The sequence below is a fragment of the Streptomyces sp. NPDC127177 genome (assembly GCF_042672475.1).
Lineage (GTDB): Bacteria > Actinomycetota > Actinomycetes > Streptomycetales > Streptomycetaceae > Streptomyces.
Map to the genome: position 1 here is coordinate 67758 of NZ_JBHXUW010000031.1, position 23288 is coordinate 91045.

The 23288-nt window shown below is 70.0% G+C and carries 16 protein-coding genes; 5 read left to right on the forward strand and 11 right to left on the reverse strand.

Annotation, left to right across the window (positions count from 1 at the left end):
- Nucleotides 1-360: 360 nt before the first annotated feature.
- Complete coding sequence (locus tag ACFVJX_RS20330; RefSeq protein ID WP_384136351.1) at nucleotides 361-966, reverse strand: TetR/AcrR family transcriptional regulator; 606 nt, start codon at nucleotides 964-966, stop codon at nucleotides 361-363.
- A 130-nt stretch (nucleotides 967-1096) separates the two neighbouring features.
- On the opposite strand from ACFVJX_RS20330, the gene ACFVJX_RS20335 reads away from it, so the two are divergent.
- Both ACFVJX_RS20335 and ACFVJX_RS20340 read left to right on the forward strand, forming a co-directional pair.
- Nucleotides 1097-2038: an ABC transporter permease gene (locus ACFVJX_RS20335; RefSeq protein ID WP_384136349.1), complete on the forward strand. Its 942-nt coding sequence runs from the start codon at nucleotides 1097-1099 to the stop codon at nucleotides 2036-2038.
- A complete protein-coding gene (locus ACFVJX_RS20340) occupies nucleotides 2031-2810 on the forward strand; it encodes an ABC transporter ATP-binding protein (RefSeq protein WP_384136347.1) in 780 nt (259 codons plus the stop codon). Before ACFVJX_RS20335 ends, ACFVJX_RS20340 begins: the two co-directional genes overlap by 8 nt.
- Before the next feature lie 190 nt (nucleotides 2811-3000).
- On the opposite strand, the gene ACFVJX_RS20345 is transcribed toward ACFVJX_RS20340, so the two are convergent.
- From ACFVJX_RS20345 to ACFVJX_RS20355, 3 genes are all read right to left on the reverse strand, one after another.
- On the reverse strand, nucleotides 3001-8034 hold the full coding sequence (locus ACFVJX_RS20345; RefSeq protein WP_384136346.1) for an NAD-glutamate dehydrogenase: 5034 nt from the start codon (nucleotides 8032-8034) through the stop codon (nucleotides 3001-3003).
- A 548-nt stretch (nucleotides 8035-8582) separates the two neighbouring features.
- Nucleotides 8583-9254 carry an HAD family hydrolase gene (locus ACFVJX_RS20350; RefSeq protein WP_384136344.1) on the reverse strand — a complete coding sequence of 224 codons (672 nt, stop codon included), beginning with the start codon at nucleotides 9252-9254 and terminating at the stop codon, nucleotides 8583-8585.
- 86 nt (nucleotides 9255-9340) lie between these two features.
- Nucleotides 9341-9847: a DUF6912 family protein gene (locus ACFVJX_RS20355; RefSeq protein WP_384136343.1), complete on the reverse strand. Its 507-nt coding sequence runs from the start codon at nucleotides 9845-9847 to the stop codon at nucleotides 9341-9343.
- A 291-nt stretch (nucleotides 9848-10138) separates the two neighbouring features.
- Between ACFVJX_RS20355 and ACFVJX_RS20360 the strand changes: the two genes are divergently transcribed.
- Nucleotides 10139-10561, forward strand: a complete 423-nt coding sequence (locus tag ACFVJX_RS20360; protein WP_384136341.1) for an Rv3235 family protein — start codon at nucleotides 10139-10141, stop codon at nucleotides 10559-10561.
- A 486-nt stretch (nucleotides 10562-11047) separates the two neighbouring features.
- On the opposite strand, the gene secA is transcribed toward ACFVJX_RS20360, so the two are convergent.
- Nucleotides 11048-13873 (reverse strand): preprotein translocase subunit SecA, encoded by a 2826-nt coding sequence (secA, locus tag ACFVJX_RS20365; RefSeq protein WP_384135934.1) that lies wholly within the window; start codon nucleotides 13871-13873, stop codon nucleotides 11048-11050.
- Nucleotides 13874-14114: 241 nt separating this feature from the next.
- Between secA and ACFVJX_RS20370 the strand changes: the two genes are divergently transcribed.
- Together ACFVJX_RS20370 and ACFVJX_RS20375 are read left to right on the forward strand one after the other, a co-directional pair.
- Nucleotides 14115-14702 (forward strand): GNAT family N-acetyltransferase, encoded by a 588-nt coding sequence (locus tag ACFVJX_RS20370; protein WP_384135932.1) that lies wholly within the window; start codon nucleotides 14115-14117, stop codon nucleotides 14700-14702.
- 51 nt (nucleotides 14703-14753) lie between these two features.
- Nucleotides 14754-15929 (forward strand): winged helix-turn-helix domain-containing protein, encoded by a 1176-nt coding sequence (locus ACFVJX_RS20375; protein ID WP_384135930.1) that lies wholly within the window; start codon nucleotides 14754-14756, stop codon nucleotides 15927-15929.
- 34 nt (nucleotides 15930-15963) lie between these two features.
- Here ACFVJX_RS20375 and ACFVJX_RS20380 read toward each other — a convergent pair whose 3' ends face one another.
- The 6 genes from ACFVJX_RS20380 to mtrA all read right to left on the reverse strand — a co-directional run bounded on the left by ACFVJX_RS20380 (nucleotide 15964) and on the right by mtrA (nucleotide 23285).
- Nucleotides 15964-16716 carry a response regulator gene (locus ACFVJX_RS20380; protein ID WP_384135928.1) on the reverse strand — a complete coding sequence of 251 codons (753 nt, stop codon included), beginning with the start codon at nucleotides 16714-16716 and terminating at the stop codon, nucleotides 15964-15966.
- 186 nt (nucleotides 16717-16902) lie between these two features.
- Entirely contained in the window at nucleotides 16903-17592 is a 690-nt protein-coding gene (gene hpf / locus ACFVJX_RS20385) for a ribosome hibernation-promoting factor, HPF/YfiA family (protein ID WP_384135926.1), read from the reverse strand.
- 322 nt (nucleotides 17593-17914) lie between these two features.
- Nucleotides 17915-18643, reverse strand: a complete 729-nt coding sequence (locus ACFVJX_RS20390; RefSeq protein WP_384135924.1) for a ComF family protein — start codon at nucleotides 18641-18643, stop codon at nucleotides 17915-17917.
- 68 nt (nucleotides 18644-18711) lie between these two features.
- Nucleotides 18712-20532 (reverse strand): LpqB family beta-propeller domain-containing protein, encoded by a 1821-nt coding sequence (locus ACFVJX_RS20395; protein WP_384135949.1) that lies wholly within the window; start codon nucleotides 20530-20532, stop codon nucleotides 18712-18714.
- A 34-nt stretch (nucleotides 20533-20566) separates the two neighbouring features.
- Nucleotides 20567-22594 (reverse strand): MtrAB system histidine kinase MtrB, encoded by a 2028-nt coding sequence (mtrB, locus tag ACFVJX_RS20400; protein ID WP_384135922.1) that lies wholly within the window; start codon nucleotides 22592-22594, stop codon nucleotides 20567-20569.
- 1 nt (nucleotide 22595) lies between these two features.
- Nucleotides 22596-23285: a two-component system response regulator MtrA gene (mtrA, locus tag ACFVJX_RS20405; RefSeq protein ID WP_005316841.1), complete on the reverse strand. Its 690-nt coding sequence runs from the start codon at nucleotides 23283-23285 to the stop codon at nucleotides 22596-22598.
- Between the last annotated feature and the right edge of the window lie 3 nt (nucleotides 23286-23288).

Here is a 23288-nt window from a genome sequence, read left to right on the forward strand (position 1 = left end):
ATGGCTCAACCGTGTGAACGGTCGGGGGTCACCGGTTACGGTCCCGAACGAGTGACAACGCCTGCACCGTGCTCGCCCCGTGGACAAAGCCGCTCCGTTCCAGGGTTCGTCCTCGGCGGTGACGGCGGTGCCAGGGGCTTCGCCCGGACGGCCCGGGAGCACGGTGTGGCGCATGCTCCGGGAGGCCCGGTGGGCGGCCCGTCACCAGACTATCCGATGGACCGGCAGCACTAAAAAACACACTCATACCCCGGCCCGAAGCGCAACCGGAGTGGCGGACGCGCTCGGGATCACGCGCCTGCCACGAGAGAAGACGTAAGGGGCGCGCGACCGGTTCCGTCGCGCGCCCGCTCCGGAGGGTCAGCGGGTCAGCGCGGCCACGGCCGAGGCCGCCAGATCGTCCAGGTACCCCGCGGGCAGCTCGCCCCGGACCACCGCGAGGCGCCAGTAGAGCGGGCCGACGATGAGATCGAGGGCCCGGTCGGGGTCACTGCCCTCGGGCAGTTCCCCGCGGGCGACGGCGTCCCGTACGACGACGGCCGCGATGCCCAGCTGCGGGTCGAACAGGGCGGCCTTGATGGTGTCGGAGATCTCAGGGTTGCGGGCCGCCTCGACGAGCAGGTCCGGGATGACCTGGGAGGCGAGCGGGTGGCGCAGGGCGTAGGCGGCCAGTTCGAGCACGGCGCGGACGTCCCCGTGGAGCGAGCCGGTGGCCGGGGCGGGCATCCCCTGCACGGCGACGGCGGAGACCAGGTCCAGGACCAGGTGCAGCTTGGACTTCCAGCGGCGGTAGACCGCGGTCTTGCCGACGCCCGCGCGCCGGGCGATGCCCTCGATGGACATCCGGGCGAAGCCGACCGCGGCGAGCTCCTCGAACACCGCGCTGCGGATCGCGTCGGTCACGTCCTCGCGCAGCACGGCGGCTCCGGCGGGGGCACGGCGGCGGCTTCCCGGGTCGGTGTTCATCCCCGAATCATAGTCCGTGACGACGAAACGGTTGCGTTGCGACGTCAACGCGTCCTACCCTCGGCGTTGCGACGATACGGTTCCGTTCCGTCGCCTGTGTGTGTTCCTGCCCCCGACGAAAGCGATCGTGGTGAGCCAGACAACAGCCCCGGCGGCCCCGGCGGACACTCCGCCGCCGACCGGGTTCCGGCCCGTGTACGCACCGGGGGAACTCGCCGACCTCGCCGCCCGGCACGGGCTGACCGTGAGCGGGGCGAGGCCGACCCTGCCGGCGTACGTCCGGCAGCTGTGGGGACGCCGGCACTTCATCACGGCGTTCGCCACCGCCAAGCTCACCGCCCAGTACAGCCAGGCGAAGCTCGGCCAGATCTGGCAGATCATGACCCCGCTGCTCAACGCGACGGTCTACTACTTCATCTTCGGCGTCCTGATGAAGACGAAGCACGGAGTCCCCGACTACGTCCCCTTCCTGGTCACCGGCGTCTTCATCTGGACCTTCACCAGCAGCTCGATCACGGTCGGCACCCGGGCGATCAGCGGCAACATCGGGCTCGTACGGGCCCTGCACTTCCCGCGCGCCTCACTGCCGATCGCCCTGGCCCTGCAACAGCTCCAGCAGCTCCTCTTCTCGCTGGGCGCCCTGGCGCTGATCCTGCTGGCGTTCGGCCAGTACCCGCGGCCCTCCTGGCTGCTGGCCGTACCCGCCCTGGCGCTGCAGGCCGTGTTCAACACCGGCATCTCGATGGTCATGGCCCGGCTGGCCGCACGGACCCCGGACATCGCCCAGCTGACGCCGTTCGTCCTGCGCACCTGGATGTACGCGTCGGGCGTCATGTGGAGCGTCGGCACGATGCTCCAGGGCGGCCGGGTCCCGCACCTGGTGAAGCTGGCGCTGGAGGTCAATCCGGCCGCCGTCTTCATCAACCTGATGCGGTTCGCGCTCATCGACAGCTTCGGCAGCGACCAGTTGCCCCCGCACGTGTGGGCCATCGCCGCGAGCTGGGCCCTGGTGTGCGGCGTGGGCGGATTCATCTACTTCTGGAAGGCCGAGGAGAGTTACGGACGTGGCTGAGCGCACGGAGCCCGGAGCACCGACGGTCGTCGTCGACGACGTCCACATCACGTACAAGGTCAACGGCGCCCGCACCGGCAAGGGCAGCGCCACCTCGGCCCTCAGCCGGATCACCTCGCGCCGGCAGGCGCCCGGGGTGCGCGAGGTGCACGCCGTGAAGGGGGTCAGCTTCGCCGCGTACAAAGGGGAGGCGATCGGCCTGATCGGCTCCAACGGCTCGGGGAAGTCCACCCTGCTGAAGGCCATCGCCGGACTGCTGCCCGCCACGAAGGGCCGCGTCCACACCCAGGGCCAGCCCTCGCTGCTCGGGGTCAACGCGGCGCTGATGAGCGATCTGACCGGCGAGCGCAACGTCGTCCTCGGCGGACTCGCGATGGGCATGACCCGCGACGAGATCCGCGAGCGCTACGAGGACATCGTCGACTTCTCCGGGATCAACGAGAAGGGCGACTTCATCACCCTTCCGATGCGCACGTACTCCTCCGGCATGGGGGCCAGGCTGCGCTTCTCGATCGCCGCGGCGAAGGACCACGACGTCCTGCTGATCGACGAGGCCCTGTCCACGGGCGACGCGAAGTTCCAGCGCCGCAGCAAGGACCGGATCATCGAACTGCGCCAGCAGGCCGGCACGGTCTTCCTGGTCAGCCACAACAACAAGTCGATCACCGAGACCTGCGACCGGGCGATCTGGCTGGAGGCGGGAACGCTGCGCATGGACGGCCCGGCGAAAGAAGTCGTGGCGGCCTACGAGAAGTTCACCAACAGGAAGTAACCACCCCAGCCCGGCTGCCTCCCCCAAGCCCGCCGCGGCAGATCAGGCCCGCCCCGGCAGAACGAGCCGGTCCGGCGATCGAGGGCGACTCCCGCGCCAGGGTCCGCGCCGGCACCATTTCGAGCCCGTCCGGCGATCGAGGGCGAGGCGGCCACCGGACACACCCGGCAGCCGCCTCGCCCTCACCGCGCTACGCGTGCGTACGCAGCAACGTCCGCATCGTCCGCATGGCCACGGACAGGTTCGCCAGATCGAACGCGTCCGACCCCTGGATCTCCTCCAACGTGGACCGCGACCGAGTCAGAATCGCCGCGTTCTTCTCCTCCCACGCCTCGAACCGCTCCTGCGGCGTGGACCCCCCGTTGCCCACACTCAGCACGTCACCCGTGAGCGCCGCGTGCGCCGCGTACAGGTCCTCGCGGATGGACGCACGGGCCATCGACTGCCAGCGGTCGGCCCGCGGCAGATCGATGATCCGGTCCATCAGCTGGGTGATGCCCAGCCGGTCCGCGAGGTCGTAGTACACCTCGGCGACGGACAGCGGGTCCTTGTCCGTGCGGTCCGCGATCGCCACGATGTCGAGCGCCGGGAAGGCGGACGAGAACCCGGCGACGCGCTGCGCCAGCTCGTCCGGGACCCCGGCCTCGGTGAGCTCGTTCAGGATCGACCGGTACCACTCCTGGTCGGCACCCATCAGCATCTTGGGCAGCTCGCCCCAGACCTGCTCGACACCGGTCCGGAAGAAGTCGATCGTCCCGGCGATCTCCAGCGGCTGCGGCCGGTTGCCGAGCAGCCAGCGCGAACCCCGCTCGACGAGCCGCCGCGAGTGCAGCCTGATCCGCGTCTGCACATCGGCGGACACCCGGTTGTCGAGCGCCTCCACGGCGTCCCACACCCGGCCGAGCCCGAAGATCTCGCGCGCCGCGACCTGCGCCCGCACGATCTCCTCGATCGATGCCCCGGTCTCCTCACGCAGCCGGTGCAGGAACGTGGAACCACCGCTGTTCACCGTGTCGTTGACCAGCACCGTGGTGATGATCTCGCGCCGCAGCGCGTGCCCGTCGACCGCCTCGGGGTACAGCTCGCGCAGCTGCCGCGGGAAGTACGCGTGCAGCAGCTTCTGCAGGTACGCGTCGTCCGGCAGGCTCGTCCCGATCAGCTCCTGCGCCGCCGTGATCTTCGTGTAGGCGAGCAGCACGGCCAGCTCGGGCTGGCTGAGCCCCTTGCCGCCGCTCAGCAGTTCGCGGATCTGCCGGTCGGTGGGCAGGAACTCCAGCGCCCGGTCGAGGTGACCGTCGCGGCCGAGCCGGCGCATGAACCGCTGGTGGGCGTGGAGCAGCGAGGGCGCCTGCGCGACCGCGTTGGAGAGCGCCGTGTTCTGCGCGTAGTTGTTGCGCAGCACCAGATGGCCGATCTCGTCGGTCATCTCGGCCAGCAGCTTGTTGCGCTGCTTGACGGTCATGTCGCCGTCCCGCACCAGACCGTTGAGCAGGATCTTGATGTTCACCTCGTGGTCGGAGGTGTCCACACCGGCGCTGTTGTCGATCGCGTCGGTGTTGATCCGGCCGCCGGTCCGTGCGAACTCGATCCGGCCGAGCTGGGTGGCGCCGAGGTTGCCGCCCTCGCCGACGACCTTGGCCCGCAGGTCCTCGCCGTTGACGCGGATCGCGTCGTTGGCCTTGTCGCCGACGTCCGCGTTCGACTCGGCGGAGGACTTGATGTACGTGCCGATGCCGCCGTTCCACAGCAGGTCGACGCGGGCCCCGAGGATGGTCTGCATCAGGTCCGCGGGCGTCATCTTGGTGACCTTGGACTCGATACCGAGCGCCTCACGCATGTGCGCGTTGACCGGGATCGACTTGGCGCTGCGCGGGTGGATGCCACCGCCCGCGGAGATCAGCTCCTTCTTGTAGTCGGCCCACGAGCTGCGCGGCAGGTCGAAGAGGCGGCGCCGCTCGGCGTAGGAGACCTCGGCGTCCGGCTTCGGGTCGATGAAGATGTGCCGGTGGTCGAAGGCCGCGACGAGCCGGATGTGCTCGGAGAGCAGCATCCCGTTGCCGAAGACGTCACCCGACATGTCACCGACGCCGACGACGGTGAAGTCCTCGGTCTGGGTGTCGTGGCCGAGCTCGCGGAAGTGCCGCTTGACGGACTCCCAGGCGCCCCGGGCGGTGATGCCCATGCCCTTGTGGTCGTAGCCGGCGGAGCCTCCGGACGCGAACGCGTCACCCAGCCAGAAGCCGTACGCGACGGCGACCTCGTTGGCGATGTCGGAGAACTTCGCCGTGCCCTTGTCCGCGGCGACGACGAGGTAGGTGTCGTCCTCGTCGTGTCGGACGACGTCCTTGGGCGGCACGACCTCGCCGGCCACCATGTTGTCGGTGATGTCGAGCAGCGCCGAGATGAAGGTGCGGTACGAGGCGACGCCCTCGGCCAGCCAGGCGTCACGGTCGACGGCCGGGTCGGGGAGCTGCTTGGCGACGAAGCCGCCCTTGGCCCCGACCGGCACGATGACGGTGTTCTTCACCATCTGCGCCTTGACCAGGCCGAGGATCTCGGTGCGGAAGTCCTCGCGCCGGTCCGACCAGCGCAGACCACCGCGGGCGACCTTGCCGAAGCGCAGGTGGACGCCCTCGACGCGCGGCGAGTAGACCCAGATCTCGAACGCCGGACGGGGCGCCGGGAGGTCCGGGATGGACTGCGGGTCGAACTTCATCGACACGTAGTTGTGCGGCAGGCCGCTGTCCGCGTGCTGGAAGAAATTCGTCCGCAGGGTGGCCTTGATGACGGTGAGGAAGGACCGCAGGATCCGGTCCTCGTCGAGCGAGGCGACCTGGTCCAGGGCTCCGTCGAGCTCTTCGAGGAGACCGTCGGTCAGCTCCGTGCCCGCGCTCTGGCGGCCCGGCGACATCCGGGCCTCGAAGAGGGAGACCAGCAGCCGGGTGGTGTGGACGTTGTTCTGGAGGGTGCTCTCCATGTAGTCCTGGCTGAAGGTCGATCCGGCCTGGCGCAGGTACTTCGCGTAGGCGCGCAGCACCATCGCCTGCCGCCAGTTCAGACCGGCGCCCAGCACCAGCGAGTTGAAGCCGTCGTTCTCGGCCTCGCCGGTCCACACGGCCGCGAAGGCCTCCTGGAACCGCTCGCGGGCGTCGTCGGCCAGATAGCTGCCGTTGCCCGTGGCCTGCGGCATCCGCAGCCCGAAGTCGTAGATCCAGGCGTGTGTGCGGTCCGCGCAGCGCAGCTCGTAGGGGCGCTCGTCGACGACCTCGACGCCCAGTCGCTGGAGCGCCGGGAGGACGGCCGACAGGGAGACCTGTTCGCCGGTCCGGTAGATCTTGAAGCGGCGTTCGCCGGGGGCGGCGCCGACCGGCTCGTACAGGCTGAGGGCGAAGTCCCGCTCGTTCTGCTTGAGCGCTTCGAGGTGGACCAGGTCGGCGACGGCGGCACGCGCCGAGTGGTCGGCCTTGTAGCCCTCGGGGAACGAGTGCCCGTAGTTGCGCAGCAGCTCGGCGGCGCGCTCCTCGCCGCATTCGGCGTTCAGCGCCTCCTGGAAGCCGTCGGCCCAGGAGCGGGCGGCCTCGACGAGCCGTGCCTCGATGCGGTCTGCTTCGGCGTCGGTGAGACCGACGAGCTCGCTGCCGGGGGCGACCCGGACGACGAAGTGCAGCCTGGAGAGGATCGACTCGGTGTTCCAGGCGGTGAAGTCGACGCTGGTGCCGTTCAGCTCCTCCTTGAGGATGTCGATCAGCCGCAGGCGCACACCGGTCGTGTAGCGGTCACGCGGCAGGTAGACGATCGCGGAGTAGTAGCGCCCGTACTCGTCCTGGCGCAGGTAGAGCCGGAGCCGGCGCCGCTCCTGGAGGTAGAGCACCGAGGTGACGACGGAGCGCAGCTGGTCGGGCGGGGTCTGGAACAGCTCGTCGCGCGGGTACGTCTCCAGGATCTGGAGCAGGTCGCGGCCGTCGTGGCTGTTGTACGTGAAGCCCGCGCCCTCCAGCACCTCGGCGACCTTGCGGCGGATGACGGGCACCCGGCGCACGGACTCGGTGTAGGCGGCGGACGAGAACAGTCCGAGGAAGCGGCGCTCACCGATGACGTTGCCCTCGGCGTCGAACTTCTTCACACCGACGTAGTCGAGGTAGCTGGGGCGGTGCACGGTCGCCCGGCTGTTGGCCTTGGTCAGGATGAGGAGCCTGTGCTCGCGCGCCTTGGCACGGGCGTCGGCGGGCAGCCGGTCGAAGGAGGGGCTGACCGGGTGCGCCTCGTCCTCGGTGTGCTGCGGGTCGGAGCGCAGGATGCCGAGGCCGGTGCCGGGTACGGCGGCCAGCGCGTCGGAGTCCTTCAGCTCGTACTCGCGGTAGCCGAGGAAGGTGAAGTGGTCGGCGGCGAGCCAGCGCAGCAGTTCCCTGGCCTCGTTGACCTCGTCGTCGGCGAGGTCGTCGAGCGGCTCGCCGGGCAGGTCGTCGGCGATGCGCAGCGCGGCGTCCCGCATCTTCTCCCAGTCCTCGACGGTCTCCCGTACGTCGGACAGCACCCGCAACAGGTCGGCCTGGATCTGCTTGAGGTCGGCGCGGTCGGACTCACGGTCGATCTCGACGTGGATCCAGGACTCGACGAGCGCGTCGTGCGGCAGCTCGGCCTTGGCGTCCTTCGCCCCCTTGGCGTTCTTGCGCCCGTTCTGCGGGCCGGTCGAGATCCCGGCGCCTTCGGTGAGGACCTCGATCAGCTTGCCGGCCACATCGCGCCGGACGATGACCTGCGGGTGGATCACGACGTGGATGCCGCGCCCCTGTCGGGACAGCTCGTTGGTGACGGAGTCGACGAGGAACGGCATGTCGTCCGTGACGACCTCGACGACGGTGTGGCTGCACGTCCAGCCGTTCTCCTCGACGGTCGGGGTGTGCACCCGGACGTTCGCCGTGCCCTGCGGGCGGTTCTCCGCCAGCCGGTAGTGGGAGGAAGCGGCGCCGAAGACGTCGACCGGGTCCCGGCCGCCGATGTCCTCCGGAGCGGTGTGGAGGTAGTAGCGCTGGAGATAGGCGAGCAGTACGTCCCGGCCGTGACGCTCCTGCCCGGCCCCGGTGCCGTTGTCGGCGCCGGCGGCCGCGACGTGCACCCGGGGGGCACCGCCCGGGCCACCGACACCACCGCCCGGGCTGTTGTCAGCTACCTTGGCGGCCCGTGCGAGCAGCTCGGCCTTGGCTTCGTCCAGCTTGGTCTGCATGTCCTCTGGCTCCTGTCGCGCGCCGTTGCGTGACGTAGGTGAAAAAGACGACGTACCGCCACGACACGGGGTTTCCGGTCTGAGTCGACGCTATGCCGCTATGAGAGACGCCCGGGACCTTATTGGCCATTTTTGGCAGTCGGGCCGGGCTGAGGGGATCAGTCGGGGCCCGGGCGCTGTGGCGCTCCGGGCGCAGGCCGGGGGCTTCACTGCCCCCGAGGCGTATCGCGCTGATCACGGGGTCCAGGCTATCTCCCCCGTACCCATGGCCGTCACGAGCCGTATGTGTACAAAAGAAGGCCGCGAACTTTGACACTCTGGACAGCGCTCCGGACGGTGCCGACGCACTCCGGTACCGCCATGCCCCGCCCTCAAGGACCGCCGGGTCACGGCCGGGCCCCGGCCCCGCACCGCAAGGTCACAGCCCGGCGCCCGACCGCCGCACCCGAACCGGGCGTGCACCGGCACCGGGTCTGCACCGGTACCGGGTCTGCACCGGCACCGGGGGGACACCGGTACCGGACCCGGGGACGGCGGCGCCGCCGCGGCTACCCGGCCAGTTGCTCGGCCAGGGCCGCCGCTTCGGCCAGGGTGTCCACGACGGGCACTCCGGCCGCCTCCAGACTGGTCCGGCTGTGTGATCCGCCGGTGTAGAGCACCGCTCTCGCGCCGACATGGGCGGCTGCCACCGCATCGTCGACGGCGTCCCCGATGATCACCGTGTGCTCCGGGGATATCCCGTCCAGGGCCGCGAAATGCCGCTCCATGTACTGGGCCTTGCTGCCGCCGGACCGCCCGGTGCGCCCGTCGACACGCACGAAGTGGGGTTCGATGCCGTACCCCCGCACCACGGGGACGAGCTCGTCGTGCCCGTACATGCTCAGCAGGGACTGGCTCCGGCCGGCCCGCTGCCACTGCGCGAGCAGCTCGGCGGCACCCTCGGTGAGCCCGCAGGCTTCCCGCTGCTCGGTGTAGTGGCGGTGGAAGACCAGATCCATCCGGTCCCACTCGGCGTCCGTGGGCAGCCGGCCCATCAGGCGTTCGTAGAACCGGGGTATCGGGACGCAGTACGTCTCCCGGTACTGGTCCAGGGTGATCGGCGCGACGCCGACCTCCATGAACGCGGCGTTCGTCGCCCCGACGACCGCGATGTTGTCGTCGAGCAGCGTGCCGTTCCAGTCCCAGACCAGATGCGTGCGGTTCTTCCCCTGCGTCCCCATGCCAAGAAAAATACCCGCCGCCACTGACAAACGGACAGCCGACGGACAGCGACGGCCCGTCCGGCCCGCTCCCCGCCCTCAGGCGATCAGGCGATCAGGTTCGGAATCTCCTGGATACCGAACCAGAGCAGCTCGTGGTCCTCGGCGCCGTCCACGGTGAACTGGGCGTCGTCGTCGCCCAGGTCGGCCGCCCCCAGAGCCGCCGCGGCCGCCGTGACGTCCTTGTCGGCGTCGTCCGAGTCGACGTGCACCGCGGCGGCCTTGGCAAGCGTCACGGCGGAGGCGATCGTGACCTCACCGAGCGAGGAGGCGTCCAGGATGTGGTCGGGGTCGGCGACCGCGTCCCCGTCCGGCACATCGACGGCGACGACGACCCGACGGCGGGTGGCGTCCGGGTCGCCGGCGATCATCCGCAGCGACGCGGACGCGGCCCGGTTGAGCGCCGCGTACTCCAGCTCCTCGATGTCGTCGGAGACGTACCACTCACGCAGCCCGGGAGTCACCGCGTAGGCGGTGAGCGGACCGGGGCCGAGCTCGCCCGCCCTGTGCGCCGCTGCGAGACCGGAGAGGGTCAGGGGGACGTACACGCGCATGGCTTGGCCGCTTTCGTAGTCGGAGACGCCCTCAGGATACGTGCGGCGTCCCCCTTTGGGGTTACCTGTACGGGGCCCGCCCCGTCCACCCGGCGACCGCCCCTCACCCTGCCCGGCCCGTCCCCGCGCCTCCCGCCGAACCGGGTCCGCCCCCCGGATAGGTGAATTCCCCGCCCTCCTCCCCCGGCCCTGTCGATGCTTGCGGCCGGGTCGCCACCCCCGTAGAAGATCCACAGCAGAAGTTACCGCCCGGTATTCCACCGGGCCTCTGAAGCACGGGGGCGATGAACAGTGACCATGAACAGGACCCGGCCCGCCGGACGCCACGACGCACGCAGGCCCGAAACGGTCCCCCCGCAACGCCACCGGACACCCCGGCGCGTCCGCCCCCACCAGTGGTTCGCGGAACGCCTCCTGGCCGTCCTCAGCGGCCAGCGCCCGGTGCACTGGATGCTCGGCCACACCATCGGCGAGGCCTACGACCAACTTGCCGAACTGGCCCCCACCACCCCTCTCAGGAGCCGCGGCGCCCGCCCCGTGATCCGCATGTGCCGCGGCGCCCAGCCGGCCCCGGGCGTGGTGGAGGCCTGCGCGAGCATCGCGGCGGGCGAACAGGTCCGGGCCATGGCCTTCCGCCTGGAACAGGGCCCGGACCTCCGCTGGCGCTGCGCCGCAGTGGAACTGGGCAGCGCCCCGGCCCGCCGCCCGTCCTGACCGGCCGCCGCCCCTGTGGCCTGCACAGGGGCGGCGCCGAGCCGGGAGGGCCCCCCAGGGCCGCGCAAGGGCCGCAGGACCACACGCGGGCCCCGCAGAGCACTCCAGGACAGAAGGGAGCCACAACGCCCGCCAGAACCACTCAGAGCGCCGCGCCAATCAAGCCCCTCCGGCGCCTGAGGAGCGCTGCGCCAACCCAGCCCCTCCGGCGCTTGAGGAGCGCTGCGCCAACCCAGCCCCTCCGGCGCTTGAGGAGCGCTGCGCCAATCCAGCCCCTCCGGCGTTTGAGGAGCGGGGTCCGGGGCGGAGCCCCGGTTACGGGAAGGGGCGGGTAGGGGACAAGAGCCCCCGCAGGCGCCCCACCCCACCCCCCCACCGCACGGCATCGCACCGCACCACACACCGCACCGCACCGCACACCGCACACAACAACGGCCGGGGCCGGCCACCCCGAAGGTGCCCGGCCCCGGCCGCGATCAGCGCCCGCTACTTCTTGCGGCGCCGTCCACCCCCACCACTCTTCTGCGCCTTGCGCCGCTCCGCCCGGGTCAGCCCGTCCGACCCCGCGCCGGCAGCGCCGTCACCGTCACCCTCCCCGTTGGAGAAGTCGCCCTCGACGACACCGCCCTCCCCGTCCACCGTGGGAGCGGAGAAGTGCAGCCGGTCCGGACGCTGCGGGGCGTCGAGCCCCTTCGCCCGGATCTCCGGACGCGCCGCCGGAACGGCGTCCTCCTTGGACAGCGAGGTCGCCTCGTCCTGCACCGGCACCTCCTCGACCTGCTGCTCGACCTGAACCTCCAGGTTGAACAGGTAGCCGACGGACTCCTCCTTGATGCCCTCCATCATGGCGTTGAACATGTCGAAGCCCTCGCGCTGGTACTCGACCAGCGGGTCCTTCTGCGCCATGGCCCGCAGGCCGATGCCTTCCTGGAGGTAGTCCATCTCGTAGAGGTGCTCACGCCACTTGCGGTCCAGCACGGAGAGCACCACACGCCGCTCCAGCTCACGCATGATGTCGGAGCCGAGCGTCTTCTCACGCTCGTCGTACTGCTCGTGGATGTCGTCCTTGACGGACTCGGCGATGAACTCGGCGGTGACCCCGGCAAGATCCCCGGCGGCCTCCTCCAGCTCGACAACCGTGACCTTCACCGGGTAGAGCTGCTTGAACGCGCCCCACAGCCGGTCCAGGTCCCACTCCTCGGCGAACCCCTCCGCCGTCTCCTGGCGGATGTAGTCGTCGATCGTGTCGTCCATGAAGTGGCGGATCTGGTCCTGCAGATCCTCACCCTCCAGGACCCGGCGCCGCTCGCCGTAGATGACCTCACGCTGCCGGTTGAGCACCTCGTCGTACTTCAGGACGTTCTTACGCGTCTCGAAGTTCTGCTGCTCGACCTGCGACTGCGCCGACGCGATCGCGCGCGTCACCATCTTGTTCTCGATCGGCACGTCGTCCGGCACGTTGGCCATCGACATCACACGCTCGACCATCTGCGCCTTGAACAGACGCATCAGGTCGTCACCCAGCGAGAGGTAGAAGCGGGACTCGCCCGGGTCGCCCTGACGGCCGGAACGACCGCGCAGCTGGTTGTCGATGCGGCGCGACTCGTGCCGCTCCGTGCCCAGGACGTACAGCCCGCCGAGGTCCTTGACCTCGTCGTGCTCGGCCTTCACGGCCTGCTCGGCCTTCTCCAGCGCCGCGGGCAGCGCGGCCGCCCACTCCTCGACGTGCTCGACCGGGTCGAGCCCGCGCTGACGCAGGTCCGCCTCGGCCAGGTCGTCGGGGTTGCCGCCGAGCTTGATGTCCGTACCGCGGCCCGCCATGTTCGTCGCGACCGTGACCGCGCCCTTGCGCCCGGCCTGGGCGATGATCGGCGCCTCCCGGTCGTGCTGCTTGGCGTTGAGCACCTCGTGCTGCACACCGCGCTTCGACAGCTGCTGCGAGAGGTACTCGGACTTCTCGACCGAGGTCGTGCCGACCAGGATCGGCTGGCCCTTCTCGTGCTTCTCGGCGATGTCGTCGACGACGGCGGCGAACTTCGCGACCTCCGTGCGGTAGATCAGGTCCGACTGGTCGGCCCGGACCATCGGCCGGTTGGTCGGGATCGGCACCACACCGAGCTTGTAGATCTGGTGGAACTCGGCGGCCTCGGTCATCGCCGTACCGGTCATCCCGGAGAGCTTGCCGTAGAGGCGGAAGAAGTTCTGCAGGGTGATCGTGGCAAGGGTCTGGTTCTCGTCCTTGATGTCCACCCCTTCCTTCGCCTCGATCGCCTGGTGCATGCCCTCGTTGTAGCGGCGGCCGGCGAGGATACGGCCGGTGTGCTCGTCGACGATCATGACTTCGCCGTCGATGACGACGTAGTCCTTGTCCTTCTTGAAGAGTTCCTTGGCCTTGATGGCGTTGTTGAGGTACCCGACGAGGGGGGTGTTCACCGACTCGTAGAGGTTCTCGATGCCGAGCCAGTCCTCCACCTTCGCGACACCGGGCTCGTGGATCGCGACGGTCCGCTTCTTCTCGTCGACCTCGTAGTCGCCGGTCTCCTCGATGCCCTTGAGCGGGTTGCCCGCCTCACCCTTCGACAGCCGGGTGACCAGCTTGGCGAAGTCGCCGTACCACTTGGTGGCCTGGTCGGCGGGACCGGAGATGATCAGCGGCGTACGGGCCTCGTCGACCAGGATCGAGTCGACCTCGTCGACGATCGCGAAGTTGTGACCGCGCTGGACGAGCTCGTCCTGCGACCACGCCATGTTGTCGCGGAGGTAGTCGAAGCCGAACTCGTTGTTCGTGCCGTACGTGATGTCGCGGCCGTACTGCTCACGGCGCTGGGCCGGAGTCATGTTGGCGATGATGCAGCCGACGCTCAGTCCGAGGAACTTGTGGACGCGGCCCATCATCTCCGAGTCACGCTCGGCGAGGTAGTCGTTGACCGTGATCAGGTGAACGCCCTTGCCGGAGAGCGCGTTGAGATACGCCGGCAGGGTGCCGACGAGGGTCTTGCCCTCGCCGGTCTTCATCTCGGCCACGTAACCGAGGTGCAGGGCTGCGCCGCCCATCATCTGGACGTCGTAGTGGCGCTGTCCGAGGACCCGCTTGGCGGCCTCACGGACGGTCGCGAATGCCTCGGGAAGCAGGTCGTCCAGGCTCTCGCCGTCCGCGTACCGTTCCTTGTACTCGTCGGTGAGCGCCCGCAGCTCGGCGTCGGAGAGGTTGACGAAGTCCTCTTCGATGGAGCTGACCTGGTCCGCGATGCGGTGCAGTTTGCGCAGGATCTTGCCTTCGCCTGCACGCATGAGCTTGTTGAAGACGGACACTGAGGCTGGTCTCCTTGCCGGTCGGGCCTGGCACTGGGTCGTGTTATGGACTCTGGCGCGGGCACGGCAGGTGGGCCCCACCGCAACGGCCATCGTAAGCGAGGACCCCGCCGCGCCGGGAGGGCTGCCACTGCCTTGAGCTCGCAGTGCCCTTCCCGGTCAACGGACAAAGGGCTCCGAAGGTGCCGGGAAGACCGAAAAGTGCTCGCCACGCACCCCCGAAGGTCACCAGAATCCGCACATGGAGCCGATCACCCTCACCACGGACCGTCTGCTGCTGCGCCCCTTCGCCCCGGACGACACGGACGAGGTGCACGCCGCCTGCCAGGATCCCGACATCCGGCGCTGGACGGTCGTGCCCTCCCCCTACAGCCGCACGGACGCGGAACTCTTCACCCGGCAGTTCTCCCCCGGCGGGTGGCAGGACGACTCCATGTACAACTTCGCCGTCGTACTGCGCGAGGGCGGGGCCCTGACCGGTGCGCTCGGCATCAACCGCTGCAGCGGGCCGGGCACCTACGAGGTGGGATTCTGGACCGCGCCGGAGCACCGCGGCCGCGGCTACACGACGGAAGCGGTCCGTCGCGCCGCCCACTGGACGTTCGCCTCGCTCGGCGGCGACCGGCTGGAGTGGCTGGCGGAGGCCGGCAATGTGGCCTCCCGGGCCGTGGCGCTGCGGGCCGGCTTCCGCATGGAGGGCGGCCGGCGCTCCGGGCTGCTGAACAAGGGCGTACGACGCGATACGTGGACCGGCGCACTGCTCCCGTCGGACCTCGGCCTGCCGGGCACCTGCGCCTATCTCCCGGCGAGCACCTCCACCGGTCCGTGAGGGACACGACGGGGCCCCGGATTGTCAGTGCCGCCCTCTAGGGTTCGACGCATGACGTCCGTGCAGCCTCCCGCAGTCGAACTCTCCGCCGACCAGGCCCGCAGGATCGCCCTGCGCGCCCAGGGATTTCTGGGCGCCCCGGACCGCCGGGGCGGGGTGCCGGGAGTGCTCCGGCATCTCGGCGCCGTGCAGCTCGACACGATCTCGGTGCTCGCCCGGTCGCACGAGCTGATTCCGTACGCCCGCCTCGGCGCGGTCGGCCGGCGCCCGGTCGAGGAGGCGTACTGGTCAGGTGGCCGCGCCTTCGAGTACTGGTCGCACGCGGCGTGCATCCTGCCGGTCGAGGAGTGGCCGCACTTCGCGTTCCGCCGCCGCGCCTACCGCTCCCGCCCGCAGTGGCACCACGACCTGCCGGACGGCGTGTACGACACCGTCATCAAGCAGCTGCGCGCCGAGGGCCCGCTGACCGCCACGGAGCTGGGCGGCGCGAAGAACGGCGGGGAGTGGTGGGACTGGTCGGCGTCGAAGGTGGCTGTCGAGCGGGCACTGATGTACGGCGAGGTGGTGTGCACCGAGCGGCGGGGCTGGAAGCGGGTCTACGACCTCGCGGAGCGGGCCCTGCCCGAGGCGGTGCTCCACGACGACCTGGATGACGCGGAGTGCCTGCGCCGGCTGGTGAAGCTCGCCGGGCAGTCACTGGGAGTGGGTACCCGCGCGGACATCGCCGACTACCACCGGCTCAAGGGCGAGCAGTTCGACGCGGTGGTCGCGGACTCGGGCCTGGTCCCGGTGTCGGTCCAGGGCTGGGCCAAGCCGGCCTGGGCCGATCCGGCGGCGCTGGCCGCGGAGCCGCGCGGCCGGCACCGTACGACGCTGCTGTCGCCGTTCGACTCGCTGGTCTGGGAGCGGGCGCGCACCGAGCGGATCTTCGCCTTCACCCACCGGCTGGAGGCCTACGTCCCCAAGCCGAAGCGGATCCACGGCTACTTCGCGATGCCCCTGCTGGCGGGCGGCAAGCTCCAGGGCCGGGTCGACCCGGCGCGCGAGGGCACGACGCTGATCGCCCGGCAGGCGTCCCTGGCGGGCGTGAAGGCCGTGCTTCCCATGGCGGAGGCGCTGGTCGAGGCTGCGTCCTGGGTCGGCTGCACGCACGTCCGGCTGGAGCGGGTCGACGCACCGGAGCTGCGCGAGCCGCTCACCCGGGAAATCGCTCGCCTCCTGGCATGAGGACCTCGCATTCCCAGGCCTTTACCCGGCCGGCTCATCTGATCTCGAGGATCTTCTCCCGCATGGCATAGACCACGGCTTCCATCCGGGAGTGCAACTGCAGCTTCTCGAGAATGTTGCGCACGTGGTTCTTCACGGTGTTCTCGGAAATGAAGAGTTCCTTCGCGATATCGCGATTGTTCATGCCCGTTGCAACCAATTTGAGGACTTCGAGCTCACGCTCGGTGAGCCGGGGAGCCGGTACCAGCCGGCGCTCGTCGGTCCGCTGGATCATCGACTTGAACTCGGTGAGCAGTTTGGACGCCATGGACGGACTGATCTGGGACTGCCCGTCGGCGACCGCCCGGATCGCGGTGGCCACCTCGTCCGTGGAGATCTCCTTGAGGAGGTATCCGGTGGCGCCCGCCTTGATCGCGTCGTAGAGGTCGGCTTCCTCGTCGCTGATCGTCAGCATGATGATCTTCGCGCTGGGAGCCACCTCCTTGATGGAGGTGCAGGCCTCGATGCCGCCGCGTTTGGGCATCCGTACGTCCATCAGCACGATGTCGGGCAGCAGATCGGCCGCCTTGTCCACCGCCTCCGCACCGTCCCCCGCTTCGCCGACGACCTGGATGTCCTCCTCCTGCGCGAGAACGATCTCCAGTCCTCTGCGGAAGAGTGCGTGGTCGTCCACCACGAGGACCCGGATCGGCTCCTTCCCGGAACCGCCGTCCTCGTCCGCTCCGGCGTGGGCACCGGCAGCGTCGTGGTCATTCGCATCGCGCACGGGCCCGAAGGTGTCCGCCATCGTTCCTCCCCCTGAAGTCCATGGCCTGAAGTTCACAAACCGTCCGCCAACGGCAGGTCGCACAGCACCGATTGGCTTGGGCCGCCATGATTTCATGCCCGGACGTCAGAGCGGTGATCCAGTGGTCGCACGCGGGTGCCCCTGGGGGCGCACAAGGCGCTCCAGGGGCACCACGGAGCGGTGGTGTCAGCCGCCGAGCGCGCCGCCCGCGCCGCCCGCCTCATCGGCGGCCAGCGGGTCGGTCCTCAGGTGGATGACGCCGTAGTCATAGGCATGCCTCCGGTAGACGACACTGGGTTCCTTCGTCTCGGAGTCGACGAACAGATAGAAGTCGTGTCCGACCAGTTCCATCTCGTAGAGCGCCTGGTCGAGCGACATGGGCGCCGCGACGTGCGTCTTCTCGCGCATCACCAGCGGTCCTTCGCCCTGCACCTCGAGCGAGCCGATCCTGGTGGTGGGTACGGGCTTGGCCACTTCGTCGGGGATCAGTTCGCCGTCCCCGTTGAACGACGCGGCCTCCGGCACGACTTCGGCGACTTCGGCGGCAGAGATGCGCCCCGAACCGCGGCGGCTGTAGCGCTTGTCGTGCTGCTTGCGCAGCCTGGCCTCCAGCTTGCCGGTGGCCAGGTCCAGCGCTGCGTACGGGTCGCCTGCGGCCGCTTCCGCCCTGATGACCGGTCCACGTGAGCGGAGCGTGATCTCCACCCGGTCGGAACGGTCCGCCTGACGGGGATTCGGCTCCTTGGACACCTCCACGTCGAGGCTGATCACCTTGCCGTCGAACTTCTGGATCTTGTCCAGCTTCAGCTTCTCGGCCACGTGCTTGCGGAACCGCTCGGGCACCTCGGTCTTGCGGCCCTTGACGACGATGTCCACGCAGAACTCCGTTCCCGGATCGCTCCGCTCAGCGGCGGAGCATCTCCCTTTTGCACCAGGCCCCGGTGGTCACCGGAGCCGCGGACTCGGTGACTTCCACCTCCTCCTCCCCCGTCGGCAAGGACTCCACCCCACCGAATTTGCGGATTCTCATCTGCTGGTGGGTTACCTGCCCGAAACCTGGTGGTGCATTCGCCGAGGTCTGGCATTCACCATTCCTCACAACCGAACATAGCCTGCCCGGCCGCCTGTCGGCACCCGCTACTCGCACGTACCTCCGTTCAGGTCTTTTTACCCACTCACTACCTGCAACGATGCAACTTCATGTGCAGTTCCGGTTTATTTCGAAGGCAGAAGGAGATACTGCGACAACCGCCGCAAGGCACGCCCCGGCAGCAAGGCCGTTCGACCCGTCGGCCCTGTCGATCGCCCGTGCCGCCTCGGCCAGCGAGGCACCCGTCGTGAGCAGGTCGTCGACCAGCACGACCTGTCCGGCCGCCAGCAGCCGGGCACCTCCCGCCGCCACGTCCAGCGCGCCCGTCAGATTCGCCCGGCGCTCCCGGGCCCCGAGCCCCGACTGGTCGGCCACCTGACGTCGCTGCCGCAGCACAGCGGCCACCCGCGCCGGGGTCCCCGCGCGCCGCAGTTCCGCCGCTGCCGCCAGGGCGATCCGGCGGGTCGGATCATGTCCGCGCGCGGCCACGGCCCGGCGTGCGGACGGCACGGGTACGAGCAGCAGGGGTCCAGGACGGTGCGGTGGCCCCGCCCCGGCTCTCACGGCACCCGCCAGCGCCTTGCCGAGCGCCCCTGCCAGGCCGAGTGCACCCCGCTCCTTGTGGGCCAGCAGCACCGCCCGTACCGCGTTCCCGTAGTCGGCGGCGGCGTGCACCTCTGGCAGGCCGTCAGGCTCCGGCACGGGTGTCACCCGGCGCGGCACCCCGCCGTGGAGCTGCGCACCGCAGTCGTCGCACAGCTCCGTCCGAGGCCTGCCGCAGCCTCCACAGGCCACCGGCAGGACCAGTCCGGTGATCTCCCGCCACCACCCGCGCATGGTTCCACTGTGCCCCCGGCCGGGCCGCCGGACCACCCCTGTGGAAAACCCGGACGCGCCTGGAGGCGTCAGCCCGGGTAGACCAGCGCCGAGCCCTCCTTGAGGACCGTCTGCCAGTTGTCGCCGGGCAGCAGTTTCACTATTCCGTCGCCCTGCGTGTCCGCCATCAGCGGCAGCTGCTCGTCGTCCGCCGCGGCGATCGCGAGCACCTGGTTCACCCCGGGCAGCACACCGGACGAGGGAGTCGAGCCGTCCGCCTGCACGTAGCGGACCTGCTGCACGCCGCCCTGTTCCTTGCCGACCACCACGAGACGGCTCCCACCGGACCACGACATCGCCGTCACATCGGCCAGCTGCGGTGCGGCCTGCCGCAGGTCCACCACGGAGATCCGCGGCTTGTCCTGCGGACCCCGGCGCTCGATCCGGCCGATCTTCAGGGTCGTATGACCGTCGCTCGTCAGCAGCAGGGCGATCCGCACCCCGTCCGAGGAGAGCCGCAGCCCCTTGATGCGGCTGCCGTCCAGGCCCGGCACGGCGACTTCCTGCGGCTTGCCCGCTCCACCGGCCAGCCGCAGCAGCCGGGGATTGTCCGGGTCGCGGTCGGCGACCCAGAGGTCGCCCCTGCCGTCCCAGCTGGGTGCCGTCAGACGGTTCTTGACGTTGGCGGCCTTGCTCGTCACCGCCGGGGCCGGCAGCTCACCGTCCTCGGTGATGGAGGCCACGTAGAGCGTGTCGCCCTGCTGCGACAGCGCCGCGGCCAGCTGCTCGTCCCGGGCCACGCCGACCGAACTCACCCTCGCCGTACCGGTACCGAACGGTCCGGCCACCGGCTCCGGCTTCCCGCTGCCCTTGGTGCTCCCCGGTATGCGCTGCACGTGCCCCTTGGCATCGACGAAGTACTGGCTGTCGGGCCCGCCGGACGAATCGTCGGGGGCGTACTCCTCGGCCTGGTCCGCTCCGAGCACGCACAGCGGCGAACCGTCCGAGCGCTGCAGCTCCACCTGCTCGACCCGTGCCGACGTCAGGTCCCGGAGGGTGAAGAGCACCTGCGAGGCCATCATCCGGCAGGAGTGCTGCCCGACCCCGTCCGCCTTCCTGTTGAGCGGGACCTTCAGCACGTTGCGGTCGTCGGGCGTCAGCGAGGTGACGTCCTTCCGCAGTCCCGCGCCGGCCGGGAAGCGTGATTCGACCACCGGCCGCAGCCAGTCGGTCGGGCCCCTCAGGAGACTGCGGACCGCCTGCGTCACGGTGTCCATCCCGGTGGCGGGGTCCGTCCGGTTACGGATGTAGACGGGGTCGGCGACGAGGGTCGACTCCGCCTCGGACCGCCCGCTCGCGAAGTAGAACTTGTTGACGGAGCGGTAGAGCCGCTTGAAGTCCGACTGCCCGAGCACCAGGCCGTCCGGCACGATGTCGATGCGCCACTGCTTGCCGTCCGGCCCGTTCTCCCGCACCAGATGGAGGGTGCGGGAGTAGTCCGTGGGAGCCAGCGGCTGGTACGCGTTCTGCTCGTCGACGGTCGCCACCCGCTCGCCGGTCAGGGTGTACGTGACCTCGGTGGTGCTGCCGTCGCTCTCGTGAAGCGGCCGGTCGCTCCGGTTCGGCGCCTTGGCCAGCACGGTGGTGACCGTGCTGGGCTTCCATGCCTTCGACGCCTCCTGCGTGAGGTACTTGCGCGTCGTGCGGAAATCGGAGTCGTCGCTGGTCATCGACTCCAGGAAGCCGTCGACCACCTCGTTCGGGGTGGCACCGTCACGCGGCGCGACCGCGTACACCTGGACCTGGGAGTCGCCGGGCTGCGAGGCGTCCACTGCCTTGACGTCCCCGGTGACGGGCATCGAGCCGCACGCGGTCAGCAGCAGGGCACCGCATCCCAGCAGCACGGTCATCCCCGCCGCACGTCCACGGCCACCCTGCAGACGGTCAGTGCCCACGAGTCGTGTCCTCCCGCCCCGGATCCTGCCCCGGAGAGTCGTTGTGGCCCGGCCGCTCCTCGGCGGGCCGCGGCACCACTCGCGCGCCACTGCCGGGCAGCGCCGCCGGATGTACCGAGACCGGAGCCTTCCGGGCGGCCGCGGGGGCTCGAGCCGGTACGGGCAGCGGTGAGCGGTCCGTACCCGCGGCCTGGGAGGGCACCGCCATCAGCCTGTGCTCGCCGCCGACCGCCGGTGCGGGAGCTGCCGCGGCACGCTCCCGGTCCTCGCGATTACGCCGTGAGTCCTCGGGCTCCAGCGGTATCGGCGAACCGCGCAGCGGCTCGTCCGCCGTACGCGGCAGCGTCAGCCGGAACTGCGAGCCGCCACCGGGCTCGCCCCAGGCCTGCAGCCAGCCGCCGTGCAGCCGGGCGTCCTCGACCGCGATCGACAGCCCCAGGCCGGTGCCGCCGGTCGTCCGTGCGCGGGCCGGGTCGGCCCGCCAGAAACGGTTGAACACCCGGGTCGCCTCGCCGGGCTTCAGCCCCACGCCGTAGTCCCGGACGGCGACCGCGACCGCTCCGCCGGCCACGCCCATGCGCACCACGACATCGCGGCCCTCGCCGTGCTCGACGGCGTTGACGACCAGGTTGCGCAGGACCCTCTCGACCCTCCGTGCGTCGGCCTCCGCTATCACCGGCTGCTCGTCACCGACCACCCGGATCCGGGTGCCCTTTCGCTCGGCGAGCGGCTCGGCGCCACCGATGACCCGTCGCACGACCTGCCGCAGGTCTATCGGCTCGGCCTCCAGCGCGGCGGCTCCCGCGTCGAACCGGCTGATCTCCAGCAGATCGGAGAGCAGCGACTCGAACCGGTCGAGCTGGTCACCGAGCAGCTCCGCGGAGCGTGCCGTGACGGGATCGAAGTCGACGCGTGCCTCATGGATGACATCGGCAGCCATCCGCACCGTCGTCAGTGGCGTCCGCAGCTCGTGCGAGACGTCGGAGACGAACCGCCGCTGCATCCGGGAGAGCTCCTCCAACTGCTGGATCTTCAGCTGGAGGCTCTGCGCCATCTTGTTGAAGGCCTCACCGAGCCGGGCGATGTCGTCCTCGCCGGTGACCTTCATCCGTTCCTGGAGCCGGCCGGCGGAGAGCCGTTCGGCGATCCCGGCCGCCATGCGGACAGGTGTGACGACCTGGCGCACCACGAACCAGGCGATGGCCCCGAGCAGGACCACCACGAACAGGCCCGCGGTGGCCAGCGTGCCCTTGACCAGCGTCAGGGACTTCTCCTCCTGCGTCAGCGGGAAGACGTAGTAGAGCTGGTAGGGGTTGCGGTCGATGTCGTACAGCCGCTTGCCCACGACGAGACCGGGCTGCGACTCCTGCCCGTTCGCGTAGCGGATCAGGGCGTACGTCTGGAACGCCCCCGGGCCCTTGTTCACGGACTCGCGGAGGCTCTGCGGAATACTCGCGGCCTCGACGCTGCCCGAGCCGCGGGGTGCGCGTGACCCCTCGTCGGCGCTGAGCGCCACCACGTTGAAGGCGTTCTTCCCGCCACTGGCGAGCTGGTCCACCAGCTCGGTCCGCCAGGAGTTGTTGGCGGTCGTGCCGTCCGTGGCGTCGCCGCCCTGCCCCGTGGGGGAGAGCGGTGCGTTCGCCTTCTCCTGGGCAGCGGCGAATCCGCCGGCGGCCTGGGTCTGCGCGGCTTTGCCCTTCGCGTCCAGCAGGCCGTTGCGCACCTGTCCGATCACGACCAGGCCGAGCAGCAGCACCACGCCGAGCGACATCAGCAGGGTGCCCGCGACGACCCGTAGCTGGAGGTTGCGCCGCCACAGCCGCACGGCGGGCAGCAGCGGACGCCGCACCCATCGCATCAGCAGTCGCGGCACCGGCCCGCCGGGCGCCCGGTTCTGGAACAACCGGCCGCCCTGCAGGAAGAGCCCGCCATGAGTCGACGTGTGCCCTGAACCGGCAGCCCGCTCCGAACGGACTCCCGGCTCCCCGGGCTTCGGAGCAGCGCTACGCAGGGACATGTCAGCTCGGTCCGGCCTTGTAACCGACGCCTCGGACGGTCACCACGATCTCCGGCCGCTCCGGGTCCTTCTCGACCTTGGAACGCAGACGCTGAACATGCACATTCACCAGCCGGGTGTCGGCGGCATGGCGGTATCCCCACACCTGCTCGAGCAGTACCTCACGGGTGAAGACCTGCCACGGCTTGCGTGCCAGCGCGACCAGCAGGTCGAACTCCAGCGGGGTCAGCGCGATGGACTGCCCGTCCCGCTTCACCGAGTGCCCGGCCACATCTATGACCAGGTCACCGATGGTCAGCTGCTCCGGCGCCGGCTCCTCGGACCTCCGCAAACGTGCCCTGATCCGGGCAACCAACTCCTTAGGTTTGAACGGTTTGACGATGTAGTCGTCGGCCCCGGACTCCAGGCCCACCACCACGTCAACCGTGTCGCTCTTGGCAGTGAGCATGACGATCGGCACACCGGACTCGGCCCTGATCAGCCTGCAGACCTCGATGCCGTCCCTACCGGGCAGCATGAGATCCAGCAGGACCAGGTCCGGCTTGGCCTCACGAAATGCAGCAAGTGCCTTGTCGCCGTCCGCTACGAACGACGGCTCGAACCCCTCACCACGCAGCACAATCCCGAGCATCTCGGCCAGTGCGGTGTCGTCGTCGACGACAAGGACGCGTCCCTTCATAAACGACATCATCCC